The following is a 25,431-nucleotide window of genomic DNA, read 5'->3' on the forward strand; positions in this document are numbered from 1 at the left end:
GTAAAATTGGCCTGTTTTTTTATTGCCCCCACAAAAAATATGCTGGATTATTCTTTATTGAAACTCAAGTCATCCAGGTAAAACTGTGCATTGTTGGCCGTAGCTTGAAACTGGAATGCTTCGATGCGTTTTGAACCAGTTGCTGAATTTACTTCCCAGTTTGCGTCCCAGCTAGCTTTTTTAATCCCATTAATTGATAGCTCATATTTGTTGCTGGTAAAATCAATTGCGATTCCTACCGTCATCCACTGACTCTGTGGATAAGTAAACGAAATCACTTTGGAGTTTACGGTGATGATTCCGTTGCCATTGCCCGTGAAGTAAATTTGTGCGCCAACTTCGTTGGATGTATTCCCAGTGCTGAATCGTTTGATGATCCCAATTCGGGCGTTGCGGCCTTGGTATATCCAAAGTTTGGTCTGCAATTGATATCTGCCAGAAGTACGCGTTCCTGTCCGCAAGATTACATTGGGTTGGTCGTTTGTTTCTATCCCCTCTTTGTGGGCAAAATATGCGTACTGATTCAAAGCGTTTAAACTTTTAAAGACCTTAGCATCCAATTTTGCAGCAGTGCGGTATTTCACCCAGTGATTGGCTTGAGAGCTCAGATCATTGCCAGCGTTGTAATCGTCGAATTTATCCTTGATCAAAGTGCTGCCATTTCCGGTGGGTTGATCAGGGTTGCCATTGAGGTAGTCGCAATTCATTTTTAAAGTATAATGACTTTCCTGACCGCTAGGCCCATCTATTGCCAAAACATAGGAGCCTGCTGGCAAAAATACCGGACCGATCAGATCGCCATAGTCGGAAGTTGAGTTGGTAAAACTTTCTACAGATTTCAACTGCACAATGGAACTGGCCACACCATTGTCGTTGACTGGCTCACGTACGACGGTTCCCTCGAACAAAACCATGGCTAAATTTTCAGTGGTATTCCTCAAGCTAAGGGTAACTACGGCTGGCTGGGGCAGGGTTAGCGTATAGATATCATCGCGACCGTTGAGGCTTCCTACTAGATTGAATCTTAAATAAGTAGCATTGCTAAACTTGCTGGTGCCATCAGACAAAGTACCATTTATTGTATTGCCGCAAGCCATAGATTTGACAGCCTTCGTTGGAACGCTGAAAGAATAATTACTACGCAGTTCAGCTTGTTTTCTGCTGTCATCCATGCGAATTAATTGATCCGCATCATTTGCTGGATTATCGGTGGCTTTGTAGACTTCGATCTCGGCAAGGCCCGGGCGCCGAATGAGTCCATTTTCAGGATCAACTGGAGCATTCGCGTCTAATTGTTCGGCAATGGTTATGGTATCATTGGCATCTTTTTCACAGGAAAATGCTATGGCAAAAACGGTGAGAACGAGCGAAAAGAGTTTGACTTTCATGTTGGTTGATTTTTAAGTCTTTAAGATTGAGCTTAGATTTATTCAGCGATGCTGGATTAGCATCGCTGAATTATTTTTTAGAGCAGTAATGTCCAGCTAGTCACTCCCGCCGCAAATGCAAAAGACCAATTGGTGTAAATTTGGCCATTGCAACCTTTAACCTTGGCACTGTGACTCAGAACTATTTGCTCTGCTGCTGGGTATTCCACACAGTTCACAATGGTGCCAATGGTACGCATATTAATTTTTACTGGATAATTAGCAGAATAGGCACCCACATAAATGCGATCTTCATAGTTTTTCAGATCAGTGCTCCGGAAGCTCATTCTATCCGTCTCTGCAGCAGCAAGCGTGCTACTACGAATGAGGCGGAATACAGCGGTTTCATTGTCGTAACCATAGATGTACAAGTTGGGGTTGGCAGCAAGTACACCCAGAGTTTTAGATAGGTCAACTTCATGTTTTCTGGAGCGAGGGTCGGGCAGGTTGGCACGGTTTACAAAATAACCATGCCAGGTGTTGGCGGCTAAATTGACATCTACATCTCGGAGGTACTCCACCATGGGGCTTTTTTCCAGGGGATTGGCGGCAAGAATTTCCGCATCTAACGTTTGTGCAAACGTAGGGGTCGGTACAACCGTTTCTGTCAATTCATTAACAGTGAGTTGATCTTCACTTTTTTCACAAGAAAAGCTTAAGACGATTTGGAAGGCGATCAGTAGAGCAATTAATTGTTTCATTTTCAGTTGTTTTTCTGTGTTGATTAAGTATGGATGACGATACAAAGATGGGGGTGAAATAAGCCCTAAACACCATCTTTAATGACGATTCGAAAAAACTCCCCCTTTTTGAGGAGGTAATTTGTAGCGATTGGATTGGACTTTTTTATAGGAAAAACATAAGCACAAGCAGCTCTATTTCTAAGTTGTATGACTTGTATTTGGCTTGATAATGCCTTTTTTGATGAAACTTTTACTTTTCCACATTCTCGTTTTTCCGGCATAAAAATCTTAAGTTTGTCGTTTGTCCGTAAGCAGCGAATATTACCATTATGGCGGAACCCAAAGATCCATCGATCAAAAAAAATGTGAATTTGACTGGTCGGAAAACCCGTTCAAAGAACGAGGACCTATCGACTTTTGTCTACGGCAAAGTGCCACCACAGGCCATTCCGCTGGAAGAAGCCGTATTGGGTGCGTTGATGATCGATAAGGATGCCTTGACCGCCGTATTGGACATCCTCCAACCCGAAAGTTTTTACCTGGATGCACACCAATTGATTTACCGCGCCATGTTGCGTTTGTTCGAACGCTCGCAACCCATTGACTTGCTGACCGTTACCGAAGAGCTCAAAAAAACCGCCCACCTGGAAGCCATTGGTGGACCCTACTACCTGGTGGAATTGACCAATAAGGTAGCTTCTTCGGCCAACATCGAATACCACGGGCGCCTCATCGCCCAAAAATTCATCCAACGTGAATTGATCCGGGTTTCCAACGACATCATCCGCAATGCTTACGAAGACACCACCGATGTATTCGACCTCCTGGACGATGCCGAGCAGGGGCTGTTTTCGATTGCGGAAAAAAACATGAGTCGCAGCTACGATACCATGAGTTCCCTGGCCGCCAAAGCGCTCAAACAAATGGAGGAATTGAAAGGTAAGGAAGACGGCCTTACCGGGGTTCCCACGGGTTTTGTGGATTTGGACCGGATTACGTCCGGCTGGCAACCTTCCGACTTGATCATCATGGCGGCACGCCCAGGTATGGGTAAAACCTCGCTGGTACTTTCCCTGGCCAAAAATGCGGCCCTGGACTACAACAAAGGGGTAGCGGTTTTTTCTTTGGAAATGGCCTCCATTCAGTTGGCGCAACGTCTGATCTCCATGGAATCGGAAGTGCCCCTCCAAAAAATGCGCAACGGACAACTCGAAGAAGATGAATGGAAGCGCCTCAAGGAAGCCATCGAACGTATCAGCGACGCGCCAGTATACATCGACGATACACCAGGCATCAACATCTTCGAACTCCGCGCCAAGTGCCGCCGGATGAAGATGCAATACAACATCCAAATGATCATCATCGATTATTTGCAGTTGATGAGTGGCGGTGGCGAAGCCGGGAAAGGTGGCAACCGCGAACAGGAAGTATCCGCTATTTCGCGTGCGCTCAAGGGCCTGGCCAAGGAACTGAGTGTACCGGTAATCGCCTTGTCGCAGTTGAGCCGGGCGGTGGAGACGCGGGGTGGGAGTAAAAGGCCGCAGTTGTCGGACTTGCGTGAATCGGGCTGTTTGACAGGCGATGCAAGGCTACAAGATGCCCATACAGGCCAGTTTTACACCATCAAGGACTTGGCAGAACGACCTGAACAAGAGCCAGTATGGGTGGTTTCGATGGATCAAGACTATCAATTAAAGCCATTTAAGTTGCTTAAAGCCTTTTCATCGGGACAAAAACAAGTTTTTGAACTGGTGACCCGGACGGGCCGCAAAATCAAGGCTAGTTCTAACCATCCCTTTCTGAAATTTGAAGGATGGGCTCCTTTGGAGGCTTTAAAAGTTGGGGATAGAATTGCGGTACCAGACTTAATTAATGAAATAGCAAATAATTCAGCGTTGGAAAACCCGATTCCAAGCAACACAATTTGGGATGAGATCATTGCCATCAATCCTTTAGCCATTGAAGAAGTTTATGATGCAACCATCGAAGAATCGCACAACTTCGTTGCCAACGACATCATTGTCCACAACTCGATCGAGCAGGATGCTGATATGGTGACATTTATCTATCGCCCAGAATACTACCAAATTCTCGAAGACGAACAGGGCCAATCCCTCAAAGGCATCGCCGAAATCATCATTGCCAAAAACCGCCACGGGGCACAGGATACCGTGAGACTCAAATTTACGGGCGAGTTTGCACGCTTCAGTAACCTGGACGATCCTGATTTTGGCAGTTTCCCCAGCGATGTGTTCAGCAACCCACTGCCGAGCAACATCATTACCATGCCTTCACGTTTCAACGATGAGGAGGACATTCCATTCTGATTTCACAGGATAAAAAGCCCATTTTGCAGACAAAGCCTCTCGATTTGCCAATCGTTTGGGTGGAGGATTTTTAGGGACAGTATTTTTGGTTCATCACAACCAAACTTATGTACTGCATCGAAACCACCCACTTAAGTCACCAATTTGCCCCTGGCAAAAACATCCTGGACGACATCAATCTCCAGGTGCCTACCGGGAGCATTTACGGTTTTTTAGGCCCCAACGGCGCCGGAAAAACCACCACTTTGCGCCTAATTTTAGGGCTGCTCAAAAAACAAAAAGGCGAGATCCACATTTTTGGCCAAAGCCTGGCCCAAAACCGGGTTGCTATCCTGCGCAAGCTGGGCTCACTGATCGAAACACCTTCCTTGTATGGGCACCTGACCGCCGCCGAAAACCTGCTTTTGCTGCAAAAAATTTATCAGTGCCCCAAAGCCCGCATCCCGGAGGTATTGGAATTGGTGGGTTTACCCGATACCGCCAATAAAAAGGTCAGTCAGTTTTCGCTGGGCATGAAACAACGCCTGAGCATTGCCGTTGCCTTGCTCAATCAACCCGACCTGCTGATCCTGGACGAACCCACCAATGGCCTCGACCCCAATGGCATCATTGAAATGCGCGAGTTGCTCAAACGACTCAATCAGGAGCAGCAGATCACCATTCTGATTTCTAGCCACCTCTTGGGCGAAATTGAAAAACTGGTGAGCCACGTAGGCATCATCCACAAAGGGCAGCTGCTATTTGAAGGGACTTTACAGGACCTGATCCAAAAACAACAGGAAAGCTCCTGCTTGAAACTCAGCACCAATGACAATGCCCGTGCTTTGCAAATCCTGCAAAGCATTTACCCTGCAGCTCAACAGCAAAATGGCAAGTTGGCTTTACCTCCCCTTGCGAATGCCCAAATCGCGGAAGTAAACCGCCAGCTTCTACAAAATGACCTGGAGGTGTATCATCTGGCCATTGAGCAAAACGACCTGGAAAGTATTTTTATGGAATTGGTTAAAAATTAAAAAGATGAACGCAACGCTCTTTTATAGCATTCAGAGCGAATGGATGAAGACCAAACGCAGCGCAGCTTTTTGGCTGGTGCTCCTTGGGGGCTTTTTTACCCCAGGTATTTTGTGTTTAATTTATATGGTGTACATTGAAAAAGTGGCACCAGCCTATTCTGAACCAAAATTTTGGATCAAGTGGTACCTCAATGGTTGGGAGTCGATGGCCTATCTGTTGCTGCCCATGGGTATTGTATTGGCCACCAGCCTCATTGCCCAGTTGGAATACAAAAACAACGCCTGGAAGCAAGTACTCACCACTCCACAAAGCCTCAGTACCGTTTTTATTGCCAAGTACACGGTGGTCTTACTCATGATGTTTCAGCTATTTGTTTTGTTTACCATCGGCATGTATTTTGCGGGAGCACTCCCCGCCTGGTATTATGGTCATGTGCCTTACCCCAAGGGGCCATTCCCCTGGCGGACCATTTTGCAGATGAGCACCTCTTTTTACATTACTTCTTTGCCTATTTTGGCTTTGCAGTATTTTTTGAGCATTTATTTCAAAAATTTTATGGTTTCCCTTGGTGTGGGGATTCTGATGGTAACCGCAGCTATTACAGCATTATCCTGGCGCTATGTTTACCTCGTGCCCTATTCCTACGGCGGGATTCACTTTATGCAGTTACAAGGTCGGATGCGCTTCAAAAGCAACATCCTCGACATCCATTACCTGGCCTTGATTTATTTCTTTGGATTTACCCTGCTTAGTTATGTTCTTTATCTTACCAAAAAAGAAAAAGGATAAGATGCGCAGATCAATCATTGCTTTGTTGCATGTGGGGTATTGGTTTTTGTACAGCTTGCTTTGGGCGCTGATTATCCTGTTGGTGGCTTCTGCAACCCGCCCGGACAACAACACGCCTCTACAAACCTGGCGCTTCATTTATTTCATTGGCGCCTTTGGCATCATTCCGGCAATCCTGGGGTTTTACACTTTTTATACCTGGTTGTTTCCGCAGTTTTTACAAAAAGGGGAAATTTTAGCGTTATTCTTGGTCGGGATTTTAGCCGCCATTGGCTGCGGAGTGTTGAGTGCGGCGATCATGTTGGTAATGTTTCCCGATTTTTCCTTTTTTAATGATGGGCTCAATTCTGGAGGAGTAATTGTGATGATATTGACCATTATTGCCATACTAAATGGTGGAGTCGGGCTGGTCGTTAAGGGCTTCATCAGTTGGTACAACGAAACCAAACTCAAAGAAACCTTGGCACAAAAAAACTTTGAAATGGAGCTGGCCCTGGTGAAATCTCAAATCAACCCCCATTTTTTGTTCAACACCCTCAACAACATTGATGTCTTGATTGGCAAAGACGCGGCCCGGGCTTCGACTTACCTGAACAAGTTGTCGGACATCATGCGCTTCATGTTGTATGAGACCAAAACTGAAAAAATTCCCCTTTCTAAAGAATTGGCCTATATTGAAAAATACGTCGACTTGCAACGCATCCGCACCGCTACGCCCAATTATGTGGAGTATGTCGTGGAGGGCGAGGTACATGATCGGCTGATTGAGCCGATGTTGTTCATCCCTTTGGTAGAAAATGCTTTCAAACATTCAGCGCTGCGCGAAAAAGAAAACGCCATTCAAATTCGGATTTCGATTGCCGATAATCAACTGGTTTTTGACTGTACCAACAAATACAAAGAAGGTGCCCAACACCCCCAGGATTACGGCGGTTTGGGCATTACGTTGATCCAAAAAAGATTGTTGTCGCTTTATCCGAAAAAACACCAGTTGGAAATCTCAAAAAATGGCGATACTTACCAGGTCAAATTAACGCTGCACCAATCATGGAAATCCGCTGCATTATAGTTGAAGACGAACCGCTGGCGTTGGAACGCACCAAGGGGTATTTGCAGAAACTGCCTTTTTTGACCCTGCTCGCTGCCTTCGACAATGCTACCGATGCGCTGGTTTTTTTACAAACTGAAACAGTCGACCTGATTTTTTTGGACATCAACCTGGGGGAAGTATCGGGGATTCGGCTTTTGGAAACCTCCAAAATCAATAGCCAGGTGGTGATCACCACCGCGTACCCGGATTATGCCATCAAGGGTTTTGACTTAAATGTGTGTGATTACCTGCTAAAACCCTTCGGCTTTGAACGTTTTGTGCAGGCGGTGGATAAGGTGCGCAATAACCTAGAAAAAACCGAAGCCCTACCGGATAAAAAATTCATTTTTGTCAAAACCGAGTGCCGCCTGGAAAAGGTCATGCTGGATGAAATTTTGTACATCGAAGGGATGCGGGACTATCGGGGCATTCATACCCTGAACAAACGGATCATGACCTTACAAACCTTTGGTGAACTGGAACAAGAAATTCCAAGTCATTTGATTTGTCGGGTACACAAATCTTACATGGTGGCGATTGATAAAATTGAGTCGATTGAAAAGGAGGTGATCAAGATTCGGGAGAAGTATGTGCCTATTTCGGAGACGTATAAGAAGGGATTTTGGAAAGTGATTCAAGGGAAGGAATAAACTCAAAGCCTTTCTTTTTTTCTAAATTCAACTAAAAGTTTGGATCTAACTTTAAATCTTCCTAATTTTGTAGCATAAATTCTAAACGGCTCTGGCATCATTGCCCTTGTTTTTTAGCTTGGCCTTTTTATTTCCTTATCCATCCACGGTTTTTTATCTTCACGCTTATGAGTTACGCAATCGATTTGTACAGTGGTATTGGCGGTTGGACACTTGGAATGAAGTTGTCAGGTATTACCAATTTAGCTTCATTTGAGTGGTGGAACGAAGCCAACCAAACGCATAACTTGAATTTTGGTACGAACCACCGCGAAATAAACATCCGCGAAATAAATATTGAGAAAGATTTGACCTTCGACCATAAGATTGATTTTGTGGTAGGTAGCCCCCCCTGTACTCAGTTTTCCTTTGCCAACAAGGGGGGTAATGGTGACATTCAGGACGGGTTGGTAGACATTTACAAATTTCTAGAAATTGTAGAGGCGTTAAAGCCGAAATACTGGGCCATGGAAAACGTTCCTCGGGTTGCCGGAATCTTGGAAAAAGAAATCAACGAGGGCTCGCTACAACGTTTCAAACCCTTGGTGAAAACCATCATGACCGTAGATGCTGCGGACTACGGCGTTCCTCAGAACCGCAAGCGCATGATTGCAGGAGACTTTCCCATTGAACTCTTTGTCGCCTACAAAACCAGAGCCAAACGAACCACCCTTGGTGATGTTTTGCATGCACTCAGCCAGGATGTAGTAATCGACCCTAACTATGGCTATCAGGTGCCCAAGGCGGAAGTAACGGAGCTGGAAAACGAAGTGAACCTGACCGAAGAAGAAACCCGCATCAACAGAGACTCAAAAACTTACCATCCGGTTTACAACAAAATGTCCTTCCCTGATAAACTTGATCGGCCCAGTCGAACCGTGACGGCCACCTGCACCAGGGTATCGCGGGAAAGTATCGTTGTAGAATCTGAAAGTGGCTTCAGAAGGCTAAATGTACGGGAGCGTGGGGTTTTACAAGGTTTCCCGATCACTTATCAATTCTATGGAAGGACGCTGAACGCCAAGTTCAAAATGATTGGCAATGCGGTGCCGCCCATTTTGACTTATTACATTTTTCAGAGCATGTTGGAGGTACAGCCCCAAGATTTAAAATTGCCCTCGGCCTCTTCCTATTATCACGAAAAACCGCCCTTCAAGTCCTTTAAATCGAACCTTGGATTACCTGCTAAAAAATATCCGGCAAGTAGAAAATTTCAGTTTTCAGTCCCAAATCTAAGATACGGGAGTGGAGTTAGGTTTGAACTTTCCAACAACCCCAAGTCCAAAAAACAGGATTGGTCCTTCAAGTTTTACCACGGCAATTCCAAAAACATCAAGGAAATACCACTCAATGCCGAGGTTAAAAACGCACTGGCACCCATTGTGAATACTTCCCGAAATACCGTCTTTAATGACCACATTGATCAACTCAGCGAAAGATATAAAGACTACCATTCCAGCAAATTGCAGGAACTATGGATTTCTACCTATTCCGACAATGAAGTTTTTAATTTTTTGGACCATATTGGGAATTGCGTTCGCGATATTTTAAATCAGGCCGAGTTGAGCGACATTGAGTCTAGTGTCGTAGAGGCTATTGTCAATGAAAAAAACAGAAAACTCGAAGAAAATAAAGACAGCCTGCTAGTGGGTTTTTACTTTCTGTCTAGCTTGAACAATAAAATTTTCGATCAATGAAAATTGGTGCAATGTACTCCCATCTCAGTGGTTTTGAATGGATTCAATACCACCAAAAAGCCATGTGGGAAGAAATAGAAGAAATTATTCAAGGAATTAATGCTGAAGATTTTAGAACCAAAATCAGTCTTGAAAAAACGATGAGGGGCAAATCCCTGTTTAGCCCCGCCGATTTAAACATTAGGATGAAAACGGAGTTTGAAAGCCGAGGCTGGTACGAGAGCCGCACAAATTACTGGGTGACTGATGACTACAAACTCATTGGCAAAATCATGCACCTGCAAGAAGAGGAACAAAAAACCATGATTGTAGAGGCGGGCAAAAAACCAATTAAATCCTACAATCAAACTGATTTTGTGAAAAACCGAATCGCCGTTGAAGTCCAATTTGGAAAATACAGTTTCATCGCCTATGACCTTTTTGTCAAACACATGGCTTTTTTCGTTGGTGATGCCATCGATGTTGGCATCGAAATACTGCCCATGAAAGTCATGCAGGCTGAAATGTCTTCAGGGCCCGGGTATTATGAAGGAGCACTGTATGATTTGGCGAGGCAAGGGCGAGGGGTGCCTGCGGTGCCTCTGGTGTTGATTGGGATTGAGCCGTGAAAGTGCGTCGGCGACGTTGAACCAGTGCTGCCCTTTGAAAGCTACGAGGCAAGACTTTACCTAATGAGTATCAATAATGACTTTCAATGGCTAACCCTATTGATTGGTAAGAATCCTTTCGTAATCTTCTCTGGTGATGTTTTTCTCTGCTATCACCCGATCCAGTTCTTTTTGCAAGGCATTGTTGTAATAGTCAAGCAAGATATTTTGAATGGCATCTAAGTCTTGAGTAGAAACTGGTCGACTAAACAGGCGCAAAAGCATAAGTTGAACCTCATTGAGTGGCTGAGTTGCAGCTGCATGTTCAAGCATGATTTTTTCTTTTTTGATTGCAAGTTAAATAAACCCAAAGAAACAATCAACCCGTTTCAGGTTTTCAGTTTTGTCGCCATTCGCTCTCTTGCACTTCACCCCAGCACCTCCTGCAAAATCTGATGCGAATGAATCTCCGGCAAATGCTCCAGATGCAGCCGATAATAATCCAATAACTTGCTCAACAACTGCCGCCGTTGCCCGGCGGGTAAGCGTAAAAGATGGCATTCCGTGAAGTTGCTGTTCAGTAAGGCATAAAAAGCCTTGCTCAGTTCCAAATCCAGGCAGTAGGCAGCAGCGGGGGAATTGTCGGAAAAAACACCTTCCTGAAGATCGAACACTGGGGTATCCAAAGTCAAATCACCTCCTGGCATAAAACCCAAATATGCGCTCAGCTCAACCAGAAAATGTAAGTGCAAGTTGGCAATGGGCTGCTGGGTTTGATCCAGAAACTGAAAAGTTTGGTACAAAAAATTGAATAATTCCGGATTCGCTTCTGCTTCACGAATGGTTTTGCGGGCGATTTCGGCCATGAACAAACCTACCGCACTCTTGCGCACATCAAAAGGGATGGCGCGGTACACACAAGCTGATTTGATCTCCTTGATGCGGCTGAGCCCTTTGTCTTCACGTACGCCTGCTACCATGTCCACCAAAGTCATCACCTGGTAGATGCTGGCGTTGTGTTTCGATCGTTGGCTTCGTACCCCATTGACGATATAACTCTGTAGACCTCTGGCCTCAGTGTAAATGTCGACAATCAGGCTACTTTCAGAATATTTCAGGGCACGAAAAACAATTCCACGGGTTTCGATAAGCATGCGCAGCGGATTTAGAGCAGTTGGCGGGCACGATTAAAACATCAGTTTAACCCCAAATGTTAAATTTAATCTAAAGTTTCAGGAAAGTTATCGATTTCTACTTGACACAGCCATCCTTTTGGTAATAATTTTGTCCTTGGTAGAAATAAAATTTTAAATTTTTCTACCCGACTTTAAAAACCTATTGTCATGAAAATCCTGTTCTCTGCTCTGCTGCTGACTTGTTTGTTGAACACTACTTGGGCTGGTCCCTTAACTACCGAACAATTGCGCAGCAATTTAATCACCAACACCTGGCGGGAAACCGACGCGAACGAATGGACCGGTTTTGGACTACTGATGGAATTTAACGATAACGGCGTAGCGACTGTCATCAACAATACCCATGCCGAATGGCCTGCCATGGCCCGTTATACCTGGACTGTCGATTTGCAACGCGAGACGCCAGTCCTCTCCTTCCGGGATTACACGGGTAGTACCTTCCGTTATACCGCAGTACAAACCTTACGGGGGCTGGACTTGTTGCCCTTCGATTCTGAAACGCGTACCGTTGTTCACCTAAGCTCCGGCAATCGAGTGAATCCCCTCCTATGGACCAAAACGCAACAAACCCTGCTCGGCTCCTGGGAAAACACCATTGCTGCCACCGCAGCCAATAGCCAGGTGCCTCAATTGCGCTTCAATGTGGACGGAACTTACTCCTTGTCTTGGGGCCACATCAATACCTCTGCTCAAGTACGCGAAGCTGGTCGCTGGATGCTTTCCAAGTGTAGTGATTTTATCATTCTGATGCCAGAGAGTAGCGACACGCTGGAATACGCGAAGGTGCGTTTGATCAGTGCCGACGAAATGGTAGTAGAACAACTGGTGGTCACCAAAGGAAGTTTGGTGGTCAATAAGGAAGTGAAGAATATGTTTTTTAATAAGTTGTAGGCAAGTTGAGAAGGTTGAGAAATTGAGAAGGTTTAGGCTACCGCGAGCGATTTTGACAATGTCCTTGTCTAAGTCGCTCGCGGTAGCCTAAACCTTCTCAACCTCCTTCAACTTTTCAACTATTTACGCATCCACATTAGCGTACTTCGCATTTTCCTCAATAAATTGGCGGCGTGGGGGTACTTCATCACCCATCAGCATCGAGAATACGCGGTCGGCTTCCATGGCGTCGTCGATGTTGACGAGGCGCAACATGCGGCGCTCAGGATCCATGGTGGTTTCCCACAATTGCTCGGCATTCATCTCACCCAAACCCTTATAGCGCTGTACTTTTACGGCGCTTTCATTGTTGCCGCCAAATTCTTCGGTGGCAGCCCGACGCTCCTCTTCATTCCAGCAGTACCGCTCATTTTTGCCTTTTTTGATCAAATACAATGGTGGTGCAGCAATGTAAATGTTGCCGTTTTCAATCAAGGGTTTCATGTAGCGGAAGAAGAAGGTCAGAATCAAGGTGGTGATGTGGCTTCCGTCTACGTCGGCATCCGTCATGATGACCACCTTGTGGTAGCGCAGCTTATTGATGTTGAGGATCCGGTCTCCATTGTCATCTTCTTCGATGCTTACGCCCAAAGCAGTGAAAATGTTTTTGATCTCCTCGTTTTCATAAATTTTGTGCTCCATGGCTTTTTCCACGTTCAGGATTTTACCCCGTAGTGGCAGAATAGCCTGGATGTGGCGGTTGCGGCCTTGTTTGGCGGTACCCCCTGCCGAGTCACCCTCGACGAGGAAAACTTCACTCTCGTGTGGGTCTTTGGAAGAACAGTCAGCCAATTTACCGGGTAAGCCACCACCCGCAAGCACGTTCTTGCGCTGAACCATCTCACGGGCCTTGCGCGCAGCGTGCCGTGCAGTAGCCGCCAGAATGACCTTGTCCACGATGCGCCGGGCTTCGCGGGGGTTTTCCTCACAGAAGTTTTTCAGCACGTCCCCTACACATTGGGAAACGATGGAGGTCACCTCGGAGTTACCCAATTCACCTTTGGTTTGGCCCTTGAACTGTGGTTCGGGTACTTTCACCGATACTACGGCGGTCAAACCTTCGCGGAAGTCTTCTCCGGAAATTTCTTCTTTCAGCTTTTTAAAAGCTCCCGAGTCTTCGCCGTATTGTTTGAACACCCGTGCCAGAGCCGAGCGGAAGCCACGTACGTGCGTTCCCCCTTCCCGGGTGTGGATGTTGTTGACGTAGGAGTAGATGTTCTCCTGATAGGACTCGTTGTAGATCATGGCTACTTCCACTTCTACATCGTCCCGGCGCGTCATCACATAGATTGGATCTGCAATCAATGGCTTTTTCGCCCCGTCTAGGTAACGGACAAACTCCTGCAAACCACCTTCGGAGAAGAACGATTCGGCCTTACCCGTTCTTTCATCCAGCATGCTGATGTGCAAGCCCTTGTTCAGGTAAGATAACTCTTTAACCCTGCGCACCAATAGTTCGTACTCGTAAATGAGGGTTTCAAAGATGGTTGCATCGGGCCGAAAGGTGATAATGGTCCCAGTTGTAGAAGATTCTCCGATCACGCGGACGTCACCCAGTGGTTTACCTTTGGCAAATTCCTGCACAAAAATTTTGCCTTCACGGTGTATCTCGGCTCTCAGGTAATCAGAAAGTGCGTTAACGCAGGAGATACCCACGCCGTGCAGACCACCCGATACCTTGTACGTATTTTTGTCGAACTTTCCACCAGCGTGCAATACAGTCATGACCACCTCCAACGCTGATTTTTGTAGCTTGTGGTGCATGCCCGTGGGGATGCCCCGGCCATTGTCCTTTACCGTAATCGAATTGTCTGCGTGTACAATCACTTCGATGTGGCTACAATACCCCGCGAGGTGTTCGTCGATAGAGTTGTCGACAGCCTCCCAAACCAAGTGGTGCAAACCTTTTGTGTCGGTGCTGCCAATGTACATCCCAGGCCTTTTGCGGACGGCCTCTAAACCTTCGAGTGCCTGGATGTTATCCGCGCCGTAGTCATCGGCGCTATTTGAATCCTGTAGATTCTCTTGCGTCTCTTTTACCATATCCATCCTGCAAAGATACGAAAAAACAACGGGATTTAGAAGAAAAAAATGAACAAAAATTCCGATTGTAGTAATTTTAATTGCCTGAAAATCAAATTTTTATAGTTTAATTTTCTACATCAAATATTGAATGCTCTTTTTCACTGCTTTCTAAGCGGTGAAATCAGGTGTTTAATAATTGTTTATTTTTGCCCAAGAGTAAAAAATGAATGGATGGAGTGGCAGATTGAAAATTTGGCAGCCCTTCCCCACTACAGTCAAAAACTCCTGGAAAATTTTCCTGATCGGCGGGTTTTTGCGTTTACGGGCGAAGTTGGAGCAGGTAAAACGACCTTTATTCAAAACATCTGTAAGCACTTGGGGGTTACTCATGTAGTAAGCAGCCCCACTTTTGCGCTGGTTAATGAATATTCCTATACTGAGGCATCAAGTGGCCTACTCCACTCGGCTTATCATTTGGATTTGTACCGTTTGCGGAGCATCGAAGAGGCTTTGGATATCGGGGTAGAGGACTATTTGTACAGCGGAAATTATTGTTTTGTGGAATGGCCGGAAGTCATTGAACCCTTGTTGCCGGAAGGTACCTTGCGGATTCATTTTGAAATGCTGAGCGATTCCCAACGAAAAATGCTAATTTTGTAAAAACAAAAGCGAGGCAAAGTCAGGCTATTTTCAGCAGGGCCTCTACTCGTTTTACTTCCTGAACTATGAGTGGTGGAAAAGAAGGAAATGGCGGAACGGCCATCGCTATACCCAAGTCTTTAACAGACTTCCAATACCAGACCCAACCGGAAACGCTGGACGTCCAGCAAAAATCGGAGAAGTTGTTCATTGGGGTCTCTAAAGAAAGTACGCTCCAGGAAAATCGGGTAGCGCTGGTTCCATCTTCGGTGGCAATTTTAGTGGGCTATGGTCACCGCGTAGTGGTTGAAACTGGCGCGGGAGAAAAAGCACATTTCACCGATCATCAGTTTTCAGAAGCTGGAGCAGAAATTGGCCACAGCAAGGAAGAGGTTTTTCGCGCCAAAATTTTGTTGAAAGTAGCACCGCCTACACTGGCCGAAATTGAGCTGATGCACCCCAACCAAATCCTCATTTCGCCGCTCCACCTGCCCATTATTTCCGGGGAATACATCAATAAACTCCGCCAAAAAAGGGTCATCGCCCTGGCCATGGAATACATCAAGGACGACCTGGACAATTTCCCTGTGGTGCGTACCATGAGCGAAATGGCGGGCATTCGGGCCATGCTTACGGCAGCTGAATTGTTGACCAGTACTGGCGGGGGTAAGGGAATCTTGCTGGGTGGTATTTCCGGGGTACCCAGTGCCAAAGTCGTCATTTTAGGCGCTGGAATTGTGGCCGAAAACGCCACTCGGGTAGCCCTGGGCCTCGGTGCTGAAGTGCGGATTTTTGACAACAACATCTACAAACTCAAACGCCTGCAAAATCAGGTGGGCCGCCAGTTGTACACCTCCTCTATCGACCCGTTTTACCTGCGGGAAGAATTGTTGACTGCGGATGTAGCCATTGGTGCCATCCATTCCAAAAGTGGTCGTGCGCCGGTGATTGTGAGTGAAGAAATGGTATCGCGGATGCGCCCGGGTGCCGTGATTGTGGATGTGAGCATCGATCAGGGTGGTTGTTTTGAAACCTCACGCGTGACTTCGCTGGATAAACCAACCTTCATCGAGCATGGCATTATCCATTATTGTGTGCCGAATATTGCCTCACAGGTGCCGCGTACGGCGTCGATGGCGATTAGCAATATCCTGACTTCTATCTTATTGCGTTCAGGTTCTACGAGCAGCATCGAGCATTTGTTGTTCAGCAATCCGGGTCTGCGGCATGGAGTGTACACCTACAAGGGCTGTTTGTGCAACGAATATTTGAGTGAACGTTTTCAGATCAAGTATACGAATCTGGATTTGTTGATTACGTCGCATTTTTAGGTGGGCTGCGCTTACCGCCAATGGCTTTATTTTAGTGTCATCTCAAAACACCACCAAAGCAATATATTTTTTAAATACAAAGGAAAAAAAGAGGACTCAAAGGACTCAAAGCAAAGCGTTGTCAACGTCTAACTTTGTGTCCTTTGAGTCCTCTTTTTTATTCTTTGTGCTAATTTTCTTTGTGTTGGTTGTTAGATTTAGAATTTTGAATAAAGGCCTCTACATCAATGCTCCACACTATTCAAATCATACTTCTTCAATAGCTCCTGGGTTTGCGCCAGAAGGACTTTCAAGTCTTCCGCGTTGTGCTCCTGCTCATCCGCTACCGGAACCACAGTTTCATCTGCATCCACAACAGGCTCAGATCCTCCTTCATTACGCTGAAAAAAGGCCGTTTCGGCCTCCTCCTCCACTGGAGCTTCCTGGCGGGAAGAAGTAATTTCAATGATATCTGGAATTTCGGCAATGGTTTCTGGATGGCTGGGCTCTACTGCTTCAATTTCTGCTACTACTTCAGGCTCCGCTGCAACGGCTTCAATGCTGCTGTCTTCAGGCTCGCCAGTTAATTCAAGGGCTTCAAGTACAGTTTCTTCGCTAGCATTTTCCACTTCTTCCTGATACCCGGTATCCAATCCGTTATCAGGGCTAAGTTCTGCTTCTGGTTCAGTAGCTTCTTCCAATTCCGGCTCGCCGAGCACTTCATCCAATGCAGCCTGGGCTTCGGCCTCTTCGTAGGCGTTTAGTTCCTCCAAGTCCATACCGTCACCACAGTCGTCATACATCTCCTCGGCAAGTTCCTGAACTTCCAGATCGACCTCAAAGCCATCCACCACAAAGCTGTAGGACTGGCGACTGAGTAAAGGATTGTCTACAACGGGTACACTCAGCACCGGCTCGCGGCTGCCGGGGATTTGTACAACTACTTCATAGGGCAAGACGGAGAAGGATACTCCAGTTGCGCCTTCTGCGGTGTTGCCACCACGTACGGTTACATTTACAATTTTCATGACTAAAAAATTATCTATTGTGTAATGGGAAAAATGACAAGGCGCGAAGAGATGAGTACCCGATCACAGTTAATGATGATTAATTGGGATCAGGTACGTATGACCTTGGTAGTGGAGATAACTTGAATTCGGCTCTTGGTGGAAATGATGGCTAAAGATAATCAAATAAGAAATAGTTCTAATTTTTCATCCAAGTAATTTGGGACAAAAAAGAATCAGCGTCGGATACTAGACAAGAGCTAAAATACTCGTCGAAGAAGTGGTGGGAGGTGAAACCTTTCCTGCTAAAAATCGTAGAGAGTTGTTTGTTTGCTGCGCACACACTTCTATTGGTCTTTAAAAATATGCGCGCAGCCTTAGTCTGACGCAAAAAATTACTTCCCGATTTTTTTAGGGGCTTTTGAATAGGAAGCTCACTTGAAATGAACCGTTCGACTTCCTATTCAAAACCCAAATCGGGAAGTTAATTTTTCTGCGTTACTTAAGTATCAAAATCCCGCCTTCAAATAACTCCAGCCCAGGCGCTGCTTATTGGCAATTTCCAGGGCTCCTGAGCGCACAAAATTGGCCTCTGGCACCACGGCGTCTTTGGACACATTCCGCTCTTTGAGTGAGAACTCACAAGCCACAAAACTGATGCCTTTGGCTGCTTGTTCCACGAGCTGTTTCTGAATCACGGTGCGCTCGCTGACCAGCATGTATAACCCAGGGCCATGACAAACCACTTCGATGGGCGTATTGGGTGCCACGGAGCGGATATTGTTCAACTGTTTCATCAAAGCCTTGTGGGCTAAGGTATCTTGAGTCACTACCTGAAACACAATTTTATTGTCTTGGTAGCCCTCATCGCTGAGGGTTTGGTGGTTTTGTGCCTGCACGAATTGAAAGGCGGGCAGCAAGAGTAAGAGAAAACATATTTTTTTCATCAATGAAGTGTTATTTAGGTGAATTGATAATCTACGCCGCTGACCTGAGTCAACAGGGTTTGGGGCGCATCCAATATTTTGGCATTCAGTGGCGGCGTGGGTGTTACCGGCGAATGTTTGGCCACGTACTCCCGCATGACCGAATGCAAGGTGTAAGGAGTATTTTGGGCATCCACTACATTCCTGATGCGGCAGAGCATGTCCATGGGGTCACCTTCCCGCTCGCAGGCGCAGATGCTGTACATTTTGTTCAAATCCAGCGGTTTGTCGCCAATTTCCACCACCTGAACCCGTTTGCCTTTGTCTGCAAAAGCATTGAAGGAGATTTCCATCCCCTTGAATTTGATCAACCAACCGCCGAAGCGTTGGGACGCATCCTTGGCAAAAACATTGTTCAGTTCACTCTCCAGCCAATTGATGATTTGTTGCCCAGTCACCTTTGCGGTGCGCACCGTACTGTCCACGGGAAGCATATCGAAGATGTAGCCGTTGGTGATCGGGATATTGCCCGTTTGGTCAGGAGTAGCCCGGGGCGGGCAAAAGCGGAATCCATTGGACAACACCACATCTACCTCTGGCAATTTCCACTTCAATGAATCGAGTACCATGGTATCGATCGGGTTTTCCACCACAAAATAACGGTAGAGCGGGATCGTGCTGTAACCCACCACCTTATAAATGTCTTCAGAAAAAGGCTGCTCATTGGCTTGCACCAAGGCGTTCATTTCTTTATCCGCTTTGAATTTGCTGGCGTCGATCTCATCCAGGGTGTATTGATCTGCAATCACCTTTCCATTTTGGATGGTGAGTTCCAACCTACCGACAAACGAGCCAAAAGCGCCTGGTTCAACCACTTTTGAATACTTGCACTGGATCGGTTTCCGCACCCGTTCGTGGGTATCCCCACCCAGGATGTAGTCTACACCCTCACATTCTGGCTTGTTGGCCAGGGCAATTTGCTGCGAGAGGCCCAGGTGGGCAATGATGAGCACATAAGCGCATTGCTCCTGATTGCGCAGCACATCCACGTAGTGGGCGAGGTTTTCTTCTGGCTGGGTATAAATGATGCCTTTGCTGTAAATCGGCGATTGGCGCAAAGGCACCAGAGGGTCGGTATACCCCAAAAAGCCGATCTTCACCCCCGCTACATTCCAGATGTGATAGGGCTGAAAAATCAATTCTCCTTTTTTCTTGTCGCCGAGGTCATGGTACATATTGGCACAAACCTTGGGTGCATTGAGCGAGCCCAGCAGCGTTTGCATCATTTTTTTATGGTAAATCACCTCCCAGTTTCCGGGAAGATAAAGGTCGTACTCCAATTGATTTAAAATGGGAACCATCGCTTTCCCGGTCGTTTTGATGGACAATTCACTGCCCTGAAACATGTCTCCAGTATCCAGCACAAAAGTATATGGATTCTTCTTGCGCTCTTTTTTTAGGTAACTTGCCAATTGGGCATAACCGCCAGTTTTGCGAAAGGTGATCTGGTTGTTTTCCCAAAACAACTCATCGTGGGGATGCACCTGACAGTGCACATCAGTGGTTTGCAGGATGCTGATGGTAAAAGGTTTATCGGCTTCAGGCAAGTCATTTTTAGCCGACTCGGCTGCTTGAGCAGCAATGGGAGTGGCCCCAATTAAGCCGGCACCCGCACTCAAGGCACCTACTTGCCGTAAAAACTTTCTTCTGCTTTGCTCCAACATAACTCGGTTGATTGTAGAACCTGTCTCAACGCCCCACCGGGACTTTAAGTTAGGTTTGTGTTGAAAAAATAATCATTTGGTTTTGGCAGGCTTGGGTTGAGTTGCCGATTTGCATGACGCAAAAAATTACTTCCCGATTTTTTTAGAGGCTTTTGAATAAGAAGCTCACTTGAAATGAACCGTTCGACTTCCTATTCAAAACCCAAATCGGGAAGTTAATTTTTCTGCGTTACTATGGGCTGGTAAGGCCCGAACTTGTGTTGCTGTTCTGAAAATCCATCAGCGTAAGGGCCAAAAGGATGATCGACGGGCTTTTTGGAAACATCCGGCCAGTCCAGCGGCACATCCTTGTGTGGCCGACTTTGGGCGTTGACAAAGGCGGCTACGTCCCAAGCTTCTTCGTCGCTCAGTTGGGGCAAGGAATGACTCACCCCGAGCGGCATGTTGTACTTGGCGTATTTGGCAAAATTGCTGACGCGGTACAAACCTGCACCATCGTTGTAGCTATTTTTTCCCCACAAGGGTGGGTACACGTATTCGTTGCGGGCAGTATTTTTCAAGCCACTGCCGTTGGCTTGATGGCAACTTTGACACTTGTCGACATAGACCAACTTGCCTTTGGCGGGGTCGGCGGCCCGATCCAGATAGGCTAGTTCTTTCAAGCCTGATCCCTCCGCTTTTTCACCCTTGGGTACATCCGCTCCCAAAAATTCGATGTATGCTTTGATTGCCTGCATCTCTTTGCTACGCGGATCGAGGCCTTGCCCATTCAGGCTGCGCTCAAAACAGTCGTTGACCCTTTTGTAGATGTCTTCTTCCATGCCACTTCTTGCCCGGAATTTTGGATAGGTGGAAGCTACGGAGCCATAATTGTTGCCAAAAACTTTGGTGCCTGCTTCCAGGTGACAGTTTTGGCAGTTCATACCATTGCTGATGGCTTTTACTGAGCCTTTTGGGCCCAGGTATTTGGCGGTATGGGCAATCAGTTGCCGGCCATAATTCACCTGTTCACGCTTTTTAGGGTCACTGATTTCACTCAGTTTGGGTGCGATCCAAAAGGCACTACTCGCCGCGCTGGCCAATACAAGTTCCTCATCGGGCACTTCCACCTTTGGGTTTCGAGTAGTCACACGATCAAAAAAAGTCATCAAATCCTCGTTAAACACAAATACCAGGGTCAGTAAAATCATACCTACAAATAGAATGGATACAGCATTGGTTAAAAGCTGGATGGTCTGCAACATCCCGCGGTCGAATGAATCTTTACCTTCGTTTTTCATAAATCCATTTTATGCGATCAAAAATTCAGTAGGTGCTGTATGGCGTGTACAGCGTTTTTCTTAAAGCAATATAGGTCGGTTTGGGCCAAAAGAGGTGAATGAAATTTTCAATAAAAGTATCTGGTCTGAGTTGAAAGGAATGTGACGCTCGTCACAAAAGGCTGAAATTTTATTTTAAATTACCCTTAAACTACAAAATAGCACTGGTGATTTTTTTTCGCAAAGTGATCTATTTCACTGAACGACTTGTCAAAGCCTCCGAGTTTTGTCCCATCAATTGAACACCATCAAAAATTGGACACAATGAGTTTTTTTCAATCTCTTTTTGGTACTACTGCAAGCAGCAAATACCAAAACATCAAAGCTACTGAGTTTTTAAAAATTGCTGAAGATACCCCGGATGCCTTCGTTATCGATGTACGTACACCCGCTGAGTTTAATGGAGGCAAGCTGCCTGGTGCCAAAAACATCGACTTTTTTTCCAAAGATTTCACCAATCAGATCGATAAGCTGGACAAAGACAAAACCTACCTCTTGTACTGCCGCAGCGGCAACCGGAGTGGGCAGGCGTGCAACATCATGGCTGGACGAGGTTTTACCAAGTTGTACAACCTTTCTGGTGGAGTAGTAAGCATGTAAACCCAAGAGCTACAATGATTTCTTGGTTAATCTTTCTTTCGATAAAATATCTCCCTTGCTTGTATTGGAATCAAATCTTGACAGGCAAGGTTTGATTCCTTGTCGGTCAAGCCAAAAAAATTAGCTAAGCTTGAAGGTGCGCTTCAATGCCAAAATTGGTTACTTTGTGGACAAGGTTCTATGGGCATTACAACTCACGGGCGCAACTTTACACCGAATAATGGCAAAGTCATACTGGAACACGATCAATCCTTACCCAAGCTGGTTCAAACAGGTCAACCGCCGGACCCTGAGAGCCGATTTTTTGGCGGGTTTAACGGGTTCCATTATTGTACTACCGCAGGGTTTGGCTTTTGCGATGATCGCTGGTTTGCCCCCGGTTTATGGTTTATACACGGCCATTATTCCGCCGATTATTGCCGGGCTTTTTGGTTCTTCCCTACACATGGTATCGGGGCCGACGACGGCCAATTCGCTGGTTGTTTTTGCGGCCTTGAGTCAACTGGCAGTACCAGGATCCAATGAGTACGTGACCCTTAGTTTTTCGATCACCCTCTTTGTGGGTTTGATTCAGTTGGGCTTTGGCCTGGCCCGTTTGGGCATTTTTGTCAATTTTGTCTCCAGCACAGTCATCACTGCTTTTTCAACGGGGGCGGCACTATTGATCATGATTAGCCAGTTGAAAAATATTTCAGGGGTAACGATTGCCAGCGGCTTAAATGCCTTTCAGGTTGTTTACGTTTTTTTTGAAAAAATCCATGAGTTCAATTTTCAGGTTTTTTCGGTGGCCGTAATTGGTTTTTGCAGCGCTGTGGCGCTCAAATTGTGGAAGCCTAAATCACCCAATTTAATTGGCGGTTTGGTCATGGGCAGCTTGTGTGCAGTGGCATTTGGGGGAGAGGAAATAGGGATTCATTTTGTTGCCCACATCGATCATGCCTTACCTCCTTTGAGCTGGCCCAGCTTTTCGGTATCAGAATTTTCAACCCTTTTCCCGAGTGCCTTTGCGGTGGCCATGATTGGCCTCATTTCGGCCATTGCGATCGGAAAAAACATCGGGAGCCAATCCGGGCAACGGATTGACAGCAACCGAGAGTTTGTGGGGCAGGGTTTGTCGAATATTGTGGGCAGTTTTTTTTCAGCTTATGCCAGTTCCGGGTCTTTTACCCGCTCGGGGGTCAACTACCAGGTAGGAGCCCGCACCCCACTTTCCGGTGTATTTGCTTCTTTGATTTTACTGGTCATCTTGCTCTTTATTGCTCCATTGGCGAGTTATTTGCCCATTGCTGGCATGGGAGGTATCATCGTGTTGGTATCGATCAATTTGATTGACCTCAAGGAAATCAAGCGCATTTTTCGCGCCAGCAGTCTGGAGGCGAGTGTTTTTGTAATCACCTTTACAGCTACACTTTTGTTCTCGCTGGAATATGCTATTTTTTTGGGGATCATTGTTTCGCTGGCTTTTTATTTGTATCAAGTATCCAAACCACATATTGCCACTATGGCCCCAGATCCAAGCAAGCCCGACAACAGCCTTACTTATATCAAACGCAAGCCGGAACTTCGTGAATGTTCCCAAATTAAAATCGTTCGTTTGGATGGTTCCATTTTTTACGGCGCAGTAGATCATATTTCCGACTTTTTTGATCAGGTGCGCGAAGGCAAACATAAGTATTGCCTGATCTTGTGCGAAGGTGTCAATTTTATTGGGTTATCTGGTGCACTTTGGTTGTACGAAGAAGCAGAACGTTGGAAGGCTAGAGAGGGTGGTTTGTATTTGTCCAACCTCAAAGTGGTGGCGCAGGATGTGTTGATCCACAGTGGATTTAAGGCTTTAATTGGCGAAAATCATTTTTTTATCGCCAAAAAAGATGCCATTGAATACATCTATACCTTGATCCCCGATGAGGCTTGCCGGAACTGTGAACGGCGTGTATTTCGGGAATGTAGGCTCAAGGCTGAGGCAGCGGAACAACAAACGGAATTGGTCAAAATAGAAACGACGAAATGAATACCAAATAATTTCCATGTCAAATCATCCAATAACAAGATTTTGCAAAAGCAGATAAAGTTTTTTTAACTTAAAAAATGGAAATATTAGTCAATTTGACGTAAATTAAATTCAAAAAAAGTCAACACCTTAACTTTGTTGACAATTTTAGACACAATCCTCTTAATCCACAAAGTATTTCAGCTATGGCAACCCTGACCGCAACCCGCAGTGAATTCCTCATTGCCAAGGAAGAACAATATGGCGCACACAATTATCACCCACTGGAGGCCGTCATCGAACGGGGCCGGGGTGTACACGTGTGGGATATCGAAGGCAAGCAGTATTACGACTTCCTCTCGGCATATTCGGCGGTCAATCAGGGCCATTGTCATCCAAGAATTATTGAGGCATTGACCAACCAAGCCCAAAAACTTACCCTGATTTCGCGTGCTTTTTACAATTCGGAGCTGGGGCCTTACGAAGAATACATTACCCAATTGTTTGGCTACGATAAAGTCCTACCCATGAACACGGGTGTAGAGGCCGTCGAAACTGCACTCAAACTCTGTCGCAAATGGGCGTACGAAGTAAAAGGGGTGCCAGCCAATCAGGCCAAAATCCTCTTCGCTACCGGCAATTTCCACGGGCGGACTCTTTCGGTGATTTCCGGCTCGACCGATCCTTCCAGCCGTGGAGGTTTTGGCCCCTACATGCCCGGCTGGGAAATGGTGGAGTACAACAACCTGGCGGCTTTGGAAGCTGCTTTGGAAGATCCCCATGTAGCGGGTTTGTTGATAGAACCAATTCAGGGAGAAGCTGGTGTGGTCGTTCCTGAGCCAGGCTACTTATCTGCGGCATTTCGCATGTGTAAGGAAAAACAGGTCTTGTTCATCGGCGACGAGATCCAGACTGGAATCGCGCGCACCGGGAAAATGTTGGCACTGGATCACTATGGCATCAAGCCAGATATTTTGATTCTGGGCAAAGCGCTTTCGGGTGGAGTATTGCCAGTGTCGGCGGTATTGGCCAACGATGAAATTATGTTGTGTATCCGCCCAGGTGAGCATGGCTCCACCTATGGCGGCAACCCGCTGGCTTGTGCGGTTGCCCGCGAAGCACTACAAGTGGTATTGGATGAAAAACTGGCGGAAAATGCTCAGAGAATGGGGGAAATGTTTCGGGGCGCGCTGAATGAGTTACGAAAAGAAACCGACTTGCTCACCCTGGTACGCGGTCAGGGTTTGCTGAATGCGATAGTGATCAATACGGATGAAGATTCGGATTTGGCCTGGAAGATTTGTTTGCAATTCCGGGACAAGGGTTTGCTGGCTAAGCCTACACATGGCAACAAAATTCGATTGGCACCGCCGTTGGTGATCACTGAGGAGCAGTTGTGGGATTGTGTGGGGATTATCCGGGAAACGCTGTTAAGCTTCTAAGGTGTGTCTTCAGTGCCTGG

General features: G+C 46.3%; 23 protein-coding genes. 13 read left to right on the top strand and 10 right to left on the bottom strand.

What is annotated here, in order from left to right; genetic code table 11:
* Positions 1–47 precede the first annotated feature (47 nt).
* The 3 genes from ACEW9O_RS27870 to ACEW9O_RS27880 all read right to left on the bottom strand — a co-directional run bounded on the left by ACEW9O_RS27870 (position 48) and on the right by ACEW9O_RS27880 (position 2,391).
* Positions 48–1,388 (bottom strand): hypothetical protein, encoded by a 1,341-nt coding sequence (locus ACEW9O_RS27870; RefSeq protein ID WP_373553515.1) that lies wholly within the window; start codon positions 1,386–1,388, stop codon positions 48–50.
* Positions 1,389–1,465: 77 nt separating this feature from the next.
* Positions 1,466–2,128, bottom strand: a complete 663-nt coding sequence (locus ACEW9O_RS27875) for a hypothetical protein (protein WP_373553516.1) — start codon at positions 2,126–2,128, stop codon at positions 1,466–1,468.
* A gap of 65 nt (positions 2,129–2,193) precedes the next feature.
* Positions 2,194–2,391, bottom strand: a complete 198-nt coding sequence (locus ACEW9O_RS27880) for a hypothetical protein (RefSeq protein ID WP_373553517.1) — start codon at positions 2,389–2,391, stop codon at positions 2,194–2,196.
* 48 nt (positions 2,392–2,439) lie between these two features.
* On the opposite strand from ACEW9O_RS27880, the gene dnaB reads away from it, so the two are divergent.
* The 7 genes from dnaB (at position 2,440) to ACEW9O_RS27915 (ending at position 10,324) form a co-directional block, all read left to right on the top strand.
* Complete coding sequence (gene dnaB, locus ACEW9O_RS27885; protein ID WP_373553518.1) at positions 2,440–4,437, top strand: replicative DNA helicase; 1,998 nt, start codon at positions 2,440–2,442, stop codon at positions 4,435–4,437.
* 107 nt (positions 4,438–4,544) lie between these two features.
* Entirely contained in the window at positions 4,545–5,450 is a 906-nt protein-coding gene (locus ACEW9O_RS27890; RefSeq protein WP_373553519.1) for an ABC transporter ATP-binding protein, read from the top strand.
* A gap of 4 nt (positions 5,451–5,454) precedes the next feature.
* The gene (locus ACEW9O_RS27895; protein WP_373553520.1) at positions 5,455–6,240 is read left to right on the top strand and encodes an ABC transporter permease; all 786 of its coding nucleotides are present in this window, start codon (positions 5,455–5,457) and stop codon (positions 6,238–6,240) included.
* Between the two features lies 1 nt (position 6,241).
* Positions 6,242–7,309, top strand: coding sequence for a sensor histidine kinase (locus ACEW9O_RS27900; RefSeq protein WP_373553521.1), 1,068 nt, complete (start codon positions 6,242–6,244; stop codon positions 7,307–7,309).
* A complete protein-coding gene (locus tag ACEW9O_RS27905; protein ID WP_373553522.1) occupies positions 7,288–7,980 on the top strand; it encodes a LytR/AlgR family response regulator transcription factor in 693 nt (230 codons plus the stop codon). Before ACEW9O_RS27900 ends, ACEW9O_RS27905 begins: the two co-directional genes overlap by 22 nt.
* Positions 7,981–8,147: 167 nt before the next feature.
* Positions 8,148–9,716 (top strand): DNA cytosine methyltransferase, encoded by a 1,569-nt coding sequence (locus tag ACEW9O_RS27910; RefSeq protein ID WP_373553523.1) that lies wholly within the window; start codon positions 8,148–8,150, stop codon positions 9,714–9,716.
* Entirely contained in the window at positions 9,713–10,324 is a 612-nt protein-coding gene (locus ACEW9O_RS27915) for a BglII/BstYI family type II restriction endonuclease (RefSeq protein ID WP_373553524.1), read from the top strand. The genes ACEW9O_RS27910 and ACEW9O_RS27915 overlap by 4 nt, the downstream gene beginning before the upstream one ends.
* Before the next feature lie 96 nt (positions 10,325–10,420).
* Here the strand turns inward: ACEW9O_RS27915 and ACEW9O_RS27920 are convergent, their stop codons facing one another.
* Entirely contained in the window at positions 10,421–10,636 is a 216-nt protein-coding gene (locus ACEW9O_RS27920; protein ID WP_373553525.1) for a hypothetical protein, read from the bottom strand.
* Positions 10,637–10,731: 95 nt separating this feature from the next.
* Positions 10,732–11,457, bottom strand: a complete 726-nt coding sequence (gene recO, locus ACEW9O_RS27925) for a DNA repair protein RecO (RefSeq protein ID WP_373553526.1) — start codon at positions 11,455–11,457, stop codon at positions 10,732–10,734.
* A 189-nt stretch (positions 11,458–11,646) separates the two neighbouring features.
* Here recO and ACEW9O_RS27930 point away from each other — a divergent pair, with 189 nt between their 5' ends.
* A complete protein-coding gene (locus ACEW9O_RS27930) occupies positions 11,647–12,390 on the top strand; it encodes a hypothetical protein (protein ID WP_373553527.1) in 744 nt (247 codons plus the stop codon).
* A 123-nt stretch (positions 12,391–12,513) separates the two neighbouring features.
* Here the strand turns inward: ACEW9O_RS27930 and gyrB are convergent, their stop codons facing one another.
* A complete protein-coding gene (gene gyrB / locus ACEW9O_RS27935; RefSeq protein WP_373553528.1) occupies positions 12,514–14,478 on the bottom strand; it encodes a DNA topoisomerase (ATP-hydrolyzing) subunit B in 1,965 nt (654 codons plus the stop codon).
* 207 nt (positions 14,479–14,685) lie between these two features.
* Here gyrB and tsaE point away from each other — a divergent pair, with 207 nt between their 5' ends.
* Complete coding sequence (tsaE, locus tag ACEW9O_RS27940; protein WP_373553529.1) at positions 14,686–15,114, top strand: tRNA (adenosine(37)-N6)-threonylcarbamoyltransferase complex ATPase subunit type 1 TsaE; 429 nt, start codon at positions 14,686–14,688, stop codon at positions 15,112–15,114.
* Between the two features lie 65 nt (positions 15,115–15,179).
* Positions 15,180–16,424: an alanine dehydrogenase gene (locus tag ACEW9O_RS27945; protein WP_373553530.1), complete on the top strand. Its 1,245-nt coding sequence runs from the start codon at positions 15,180–15,182 to the stop codon at positions 16,422–16,424.
* A 224-nt stretch (positions 16,425–16,648) separates the two neighbouring features.
* On the opposite strand, the gene ACEW9O_RS27950 is transcribed toward ACEW9O_RS27945, so the two are convergent.
* From ACEW9O_RS27950 to ACEW9O_RS27965, 4 genes are all read right to left on the bottom strand, one after another.
* Positions 16,649–17,431 carry a hypothetical protein gene (locus ACEW9O_RS27950; protein ID WP_373553531.1) on the bottom strand — a complete coding sequence of 261 codons (783 nt, stop codon included), beginning with the start codon at positions 17,429–17,431 and terminating at the stop codon, positions 16,649–16,651.
* 488 nt (positions 17,432–17,919) lie between these two features.
* A complete protein-coding gene (locus tag ACEW9O_RS27955) occupies positions 17,920–18,357 on the bottom strand; it encodes a DsrE family protein (RefSeq protein ID WP_373553532.1) in 438 nt (145 codons plus the stop codon).
* Positions 18,358–18,371: 14 nt separating this feature from the next.
* Positions 18,372–20,060 carry a bifunctional UDP-sugar hydrolase/5'-nucleotidase gene (locus ACEW9O_RS27960; protein WP_373553533.1) on the bottom strand — a complete coding sequence of 563 codons (1,689 nt, stop codon included), beginning with the start codon at positions 20,058–20,060 and terminating at the stop codon, positions 18,372–18,374.
* Positions 20,061–20,275: 215 nt separating this feature from the next.
* Positions 20,276–21,340: a c-type cytochrome gene (locus ACEW9O_RS27965; protein ID WP_373553534.1), complete on the bottom strand. Its 1,065-nt coding sequence runs from the start codon at positions 21,338–21,340 to the stop codon at positions 20,276–20,278.
* Positions 21,341–21,643: 303 nt separating this feature from the next.
* On the opposite strand from ACEW9O_RS27965, the gene ACEW9O_RS27970 reads away from it, so the two are divergent.
* The 3 genes from ACEW9O_RS27970 to rocD all read left to right on the top strand — a co-directional run bounded on the left by ACEW9O_RS27970 (position 21,644) and on the right by rocD (position 25,411).
* Positions 21,644–21,979, top strand: coding sequence for a rhodanese-like domain-containing protein (locus ACEW9O_RS27970; protein ID WP_373553535.1), 336 nt, complete (start codon positions 21,644–21,646; stop codon positions 21,977–21,979).
* 220 nt (positions 21,980–22,199) lie between these two features.
* Positions 22,200–23,990, top strand: coding sequence for a SulP family inorganic anion transporter (locus tag ACEW9O_RS27975; protein ID WP_373553536.1), 1,791 nt, complete (start codon positions 22,200–22,202; stop codon positions 23,988–23,990).
* 185 nt (positions 23,991–24,175) lie between these two features.
* Positions 24,176–25,411, top strand: a complete 1,236-nt coding sequence (gene rocD / locus ACEW9O_RS27980; RefSeq protein WP_373553537.1) for an ornithine--oxo-acid transaminase — start codon at positions 24,176–24,178, stop codon at positions 25,409–25,411.
* Positions 25,412–25,431: the final 20 nt, after the last annotated feature.

Source organism: Haliscomenobacter sp., from assembly GCF_041740695.1.
GTDB lineage: Bacteria > Bacteroidota > Bacteroidia > Chitinophagales > Saprospiraceae > Haliscomenobacter.

What these genes read in the sequence shown, in the direction of transcription:
- ACEW9O_RS27910 (WP_373553523.1), top strand. Translation starts at nt 8,148, where the DNA reads ATGAGTTACGCAATCGATTTGTACAGTGGTATTGGCGGTTGGACACTT.
- ACEW9O_RS27970 (WP_373553535.1), top strand. Translation starts at nt 21,644, where the DNA reads ATGAGTTTTTTTCAATCTCTTTTTGGTACTACTGCAAGCAGCAAATAC.
- ACEW9O_RS27945 (WP_373553530.1), top strand. Translation starts at nt 15,180, where the DNA reads ATGAGTGGTGGAAAAGAAGGAAATGGCGGAACGGCCATCGCTATACCC.
- ACEW9O_RS27870 (WP_373553515.1), bottom strand. Translation starts at nt 1,388, where the DNA reads ATGAAAGTCAAACTCTTTTCGCTCGTTCTCACCGTTTTTGCCATAGCA.
- ACEW9O_RS27875 (WP_373553516.1), bottom strand. Translation starts at nt 2,128, where the DNA reads ATGAAACAATTAATTGCTCTACTGATCGCCTTCCAAATCGTCTTAAGC.
- dnaB (WP_373553518.1), top strand. Translation starts at nt 2,440, where the DNA reads ATGGCGGAACCCAAAGATCCATCGATCAAAAAAAATGTGAATTTGACT.
- tsaE (WP_373553529.1), top strand. Translation starts at nt 14,686, where the DNA reads ATGGAGTGGCAGATTGAAAATTTGGCAGCCCTTCCCCACTACAGTCAA.
- ACEW9O_RS27880 (WP_373553517.1), bottom strand. Translation starts at nt 2,391, where the DNA reads ATGCCGGAAAAACGAGAATGTGGAAAAGTAAAAGTTTCATCAAAAAAG.
- ACEW9O_RS27930 (WP_373553527.1), top strand. Translation starts at nt 11,647, where the DNA reads ATGAAAATCCTGTTCTCTGCTCTGCTGCTGACTTGTTTGTTGAACACT.
- ACEW9O_RS27965 (WP_373553534.1), bottom strand. Translation starts at nt 21,340, where the DNA reads ATGAAAAACGAAGGTAAAGATTCATTCGACCGCGGGATGTTGCAGACC.
- ACEW9O_RS27975 (WP_373553536.1), top strand. Translation starts at nt 22,200, where the DNA reads ATGGCAAAGTCATACTGGAACACGATCAATCCTTACCCAAGCTGGTTC.
- ACEW9O_RS27915 (WP_373553524.1), top strand. Translation starts at nt 9,713, where the DNA reads ATGAAAATTGGTGCAATGTACTCCCATCTCAGTGGTTTTGAATGGATT.
- ACEW9O_RS27960 (WP_373553533.1), bottom strand. Translation starts at nt 20,060, where the DNA reads ATGTTGGAGCAAAGCAGAAGAAAGTTTTTACGGCAAGTAGGTGCCTTG.
- ACEW9O_RS27895 (WP_373553520.1), top strand. Translation starts at nt 5,455, where the DNA reads ATGAACGCAACGCTCTTTTATAGCATTCAGAGCGAATGGATGAAGACC.
- gyrB (WP_373553528.1), bottom strand. Translation starts at nt 14,478, where the DNA reads ATGGATATGGTAAAAGAGACGCAAGAGAATCTACAGGATTCAAATAGC.
- ACEW9O_RS27920 (WP_373553525.1), bottom strand. Translation starts at nt 10,636, where the DNA reads ATGCTTGAACATGCAGCTGCAACTCAGCCACTCAATGAGGTTCAACTT.
- ACEW9O_RS27900 (WP_373553521.1), top strand. Translation starts at nt 6,242, where the DNA reads ATGCGCAGATCAATCATTGCTTTGTTGCATGTGGGGTATTGGTTTTTG.
- ACEW9O_RS27950 (WP_373553531.1), bottom strand. Translation starts at nt 17,431, where the DNA reads ATGAAAATTGTAAATGTAACCGTACGTGGTGGCAACACCGCAGAAGGC.
- ACEW9O_RS27955 (WP_373553532.1), bottom strand. Translation starts at nt 18,357, where the DNA reads ATGAAAAAAATATGTTTTCTCTTACTCTTGCTGCCCGCCTTTCAATTC.
- rocD (WP_373553537.1), top strand. Translation starts at nt 24,176, where the DNA reads ATGGCAACCCTGACCGCAACCCGCAGTGAATTCCTCATTGCCAAGGAA.
- recO (WP_373553526.1), bottom strand. Translation starts at nt 11,457, where the DNA reads ATGCTTATCGAAACCCGTGGAATTGTTTTTCGTGCCCTGAAATATTCT.
- ACEW9O_RS27905 (WP_373553522.1), top strand. Translation starts at nt 7,288, where the DNA reads ATGGAAATCCGCTGCATTATAGTTGAAGACGAACCGCTGGCGTTGGAA.
- ACEW9O_RS27890 (WP_373553519.1), top strand. Translation starts at nt 4,545, where the DNA reads ATGTACTGCATCGAAACCACCCACTTAAGTCACCAATTTGCCCCTGGC.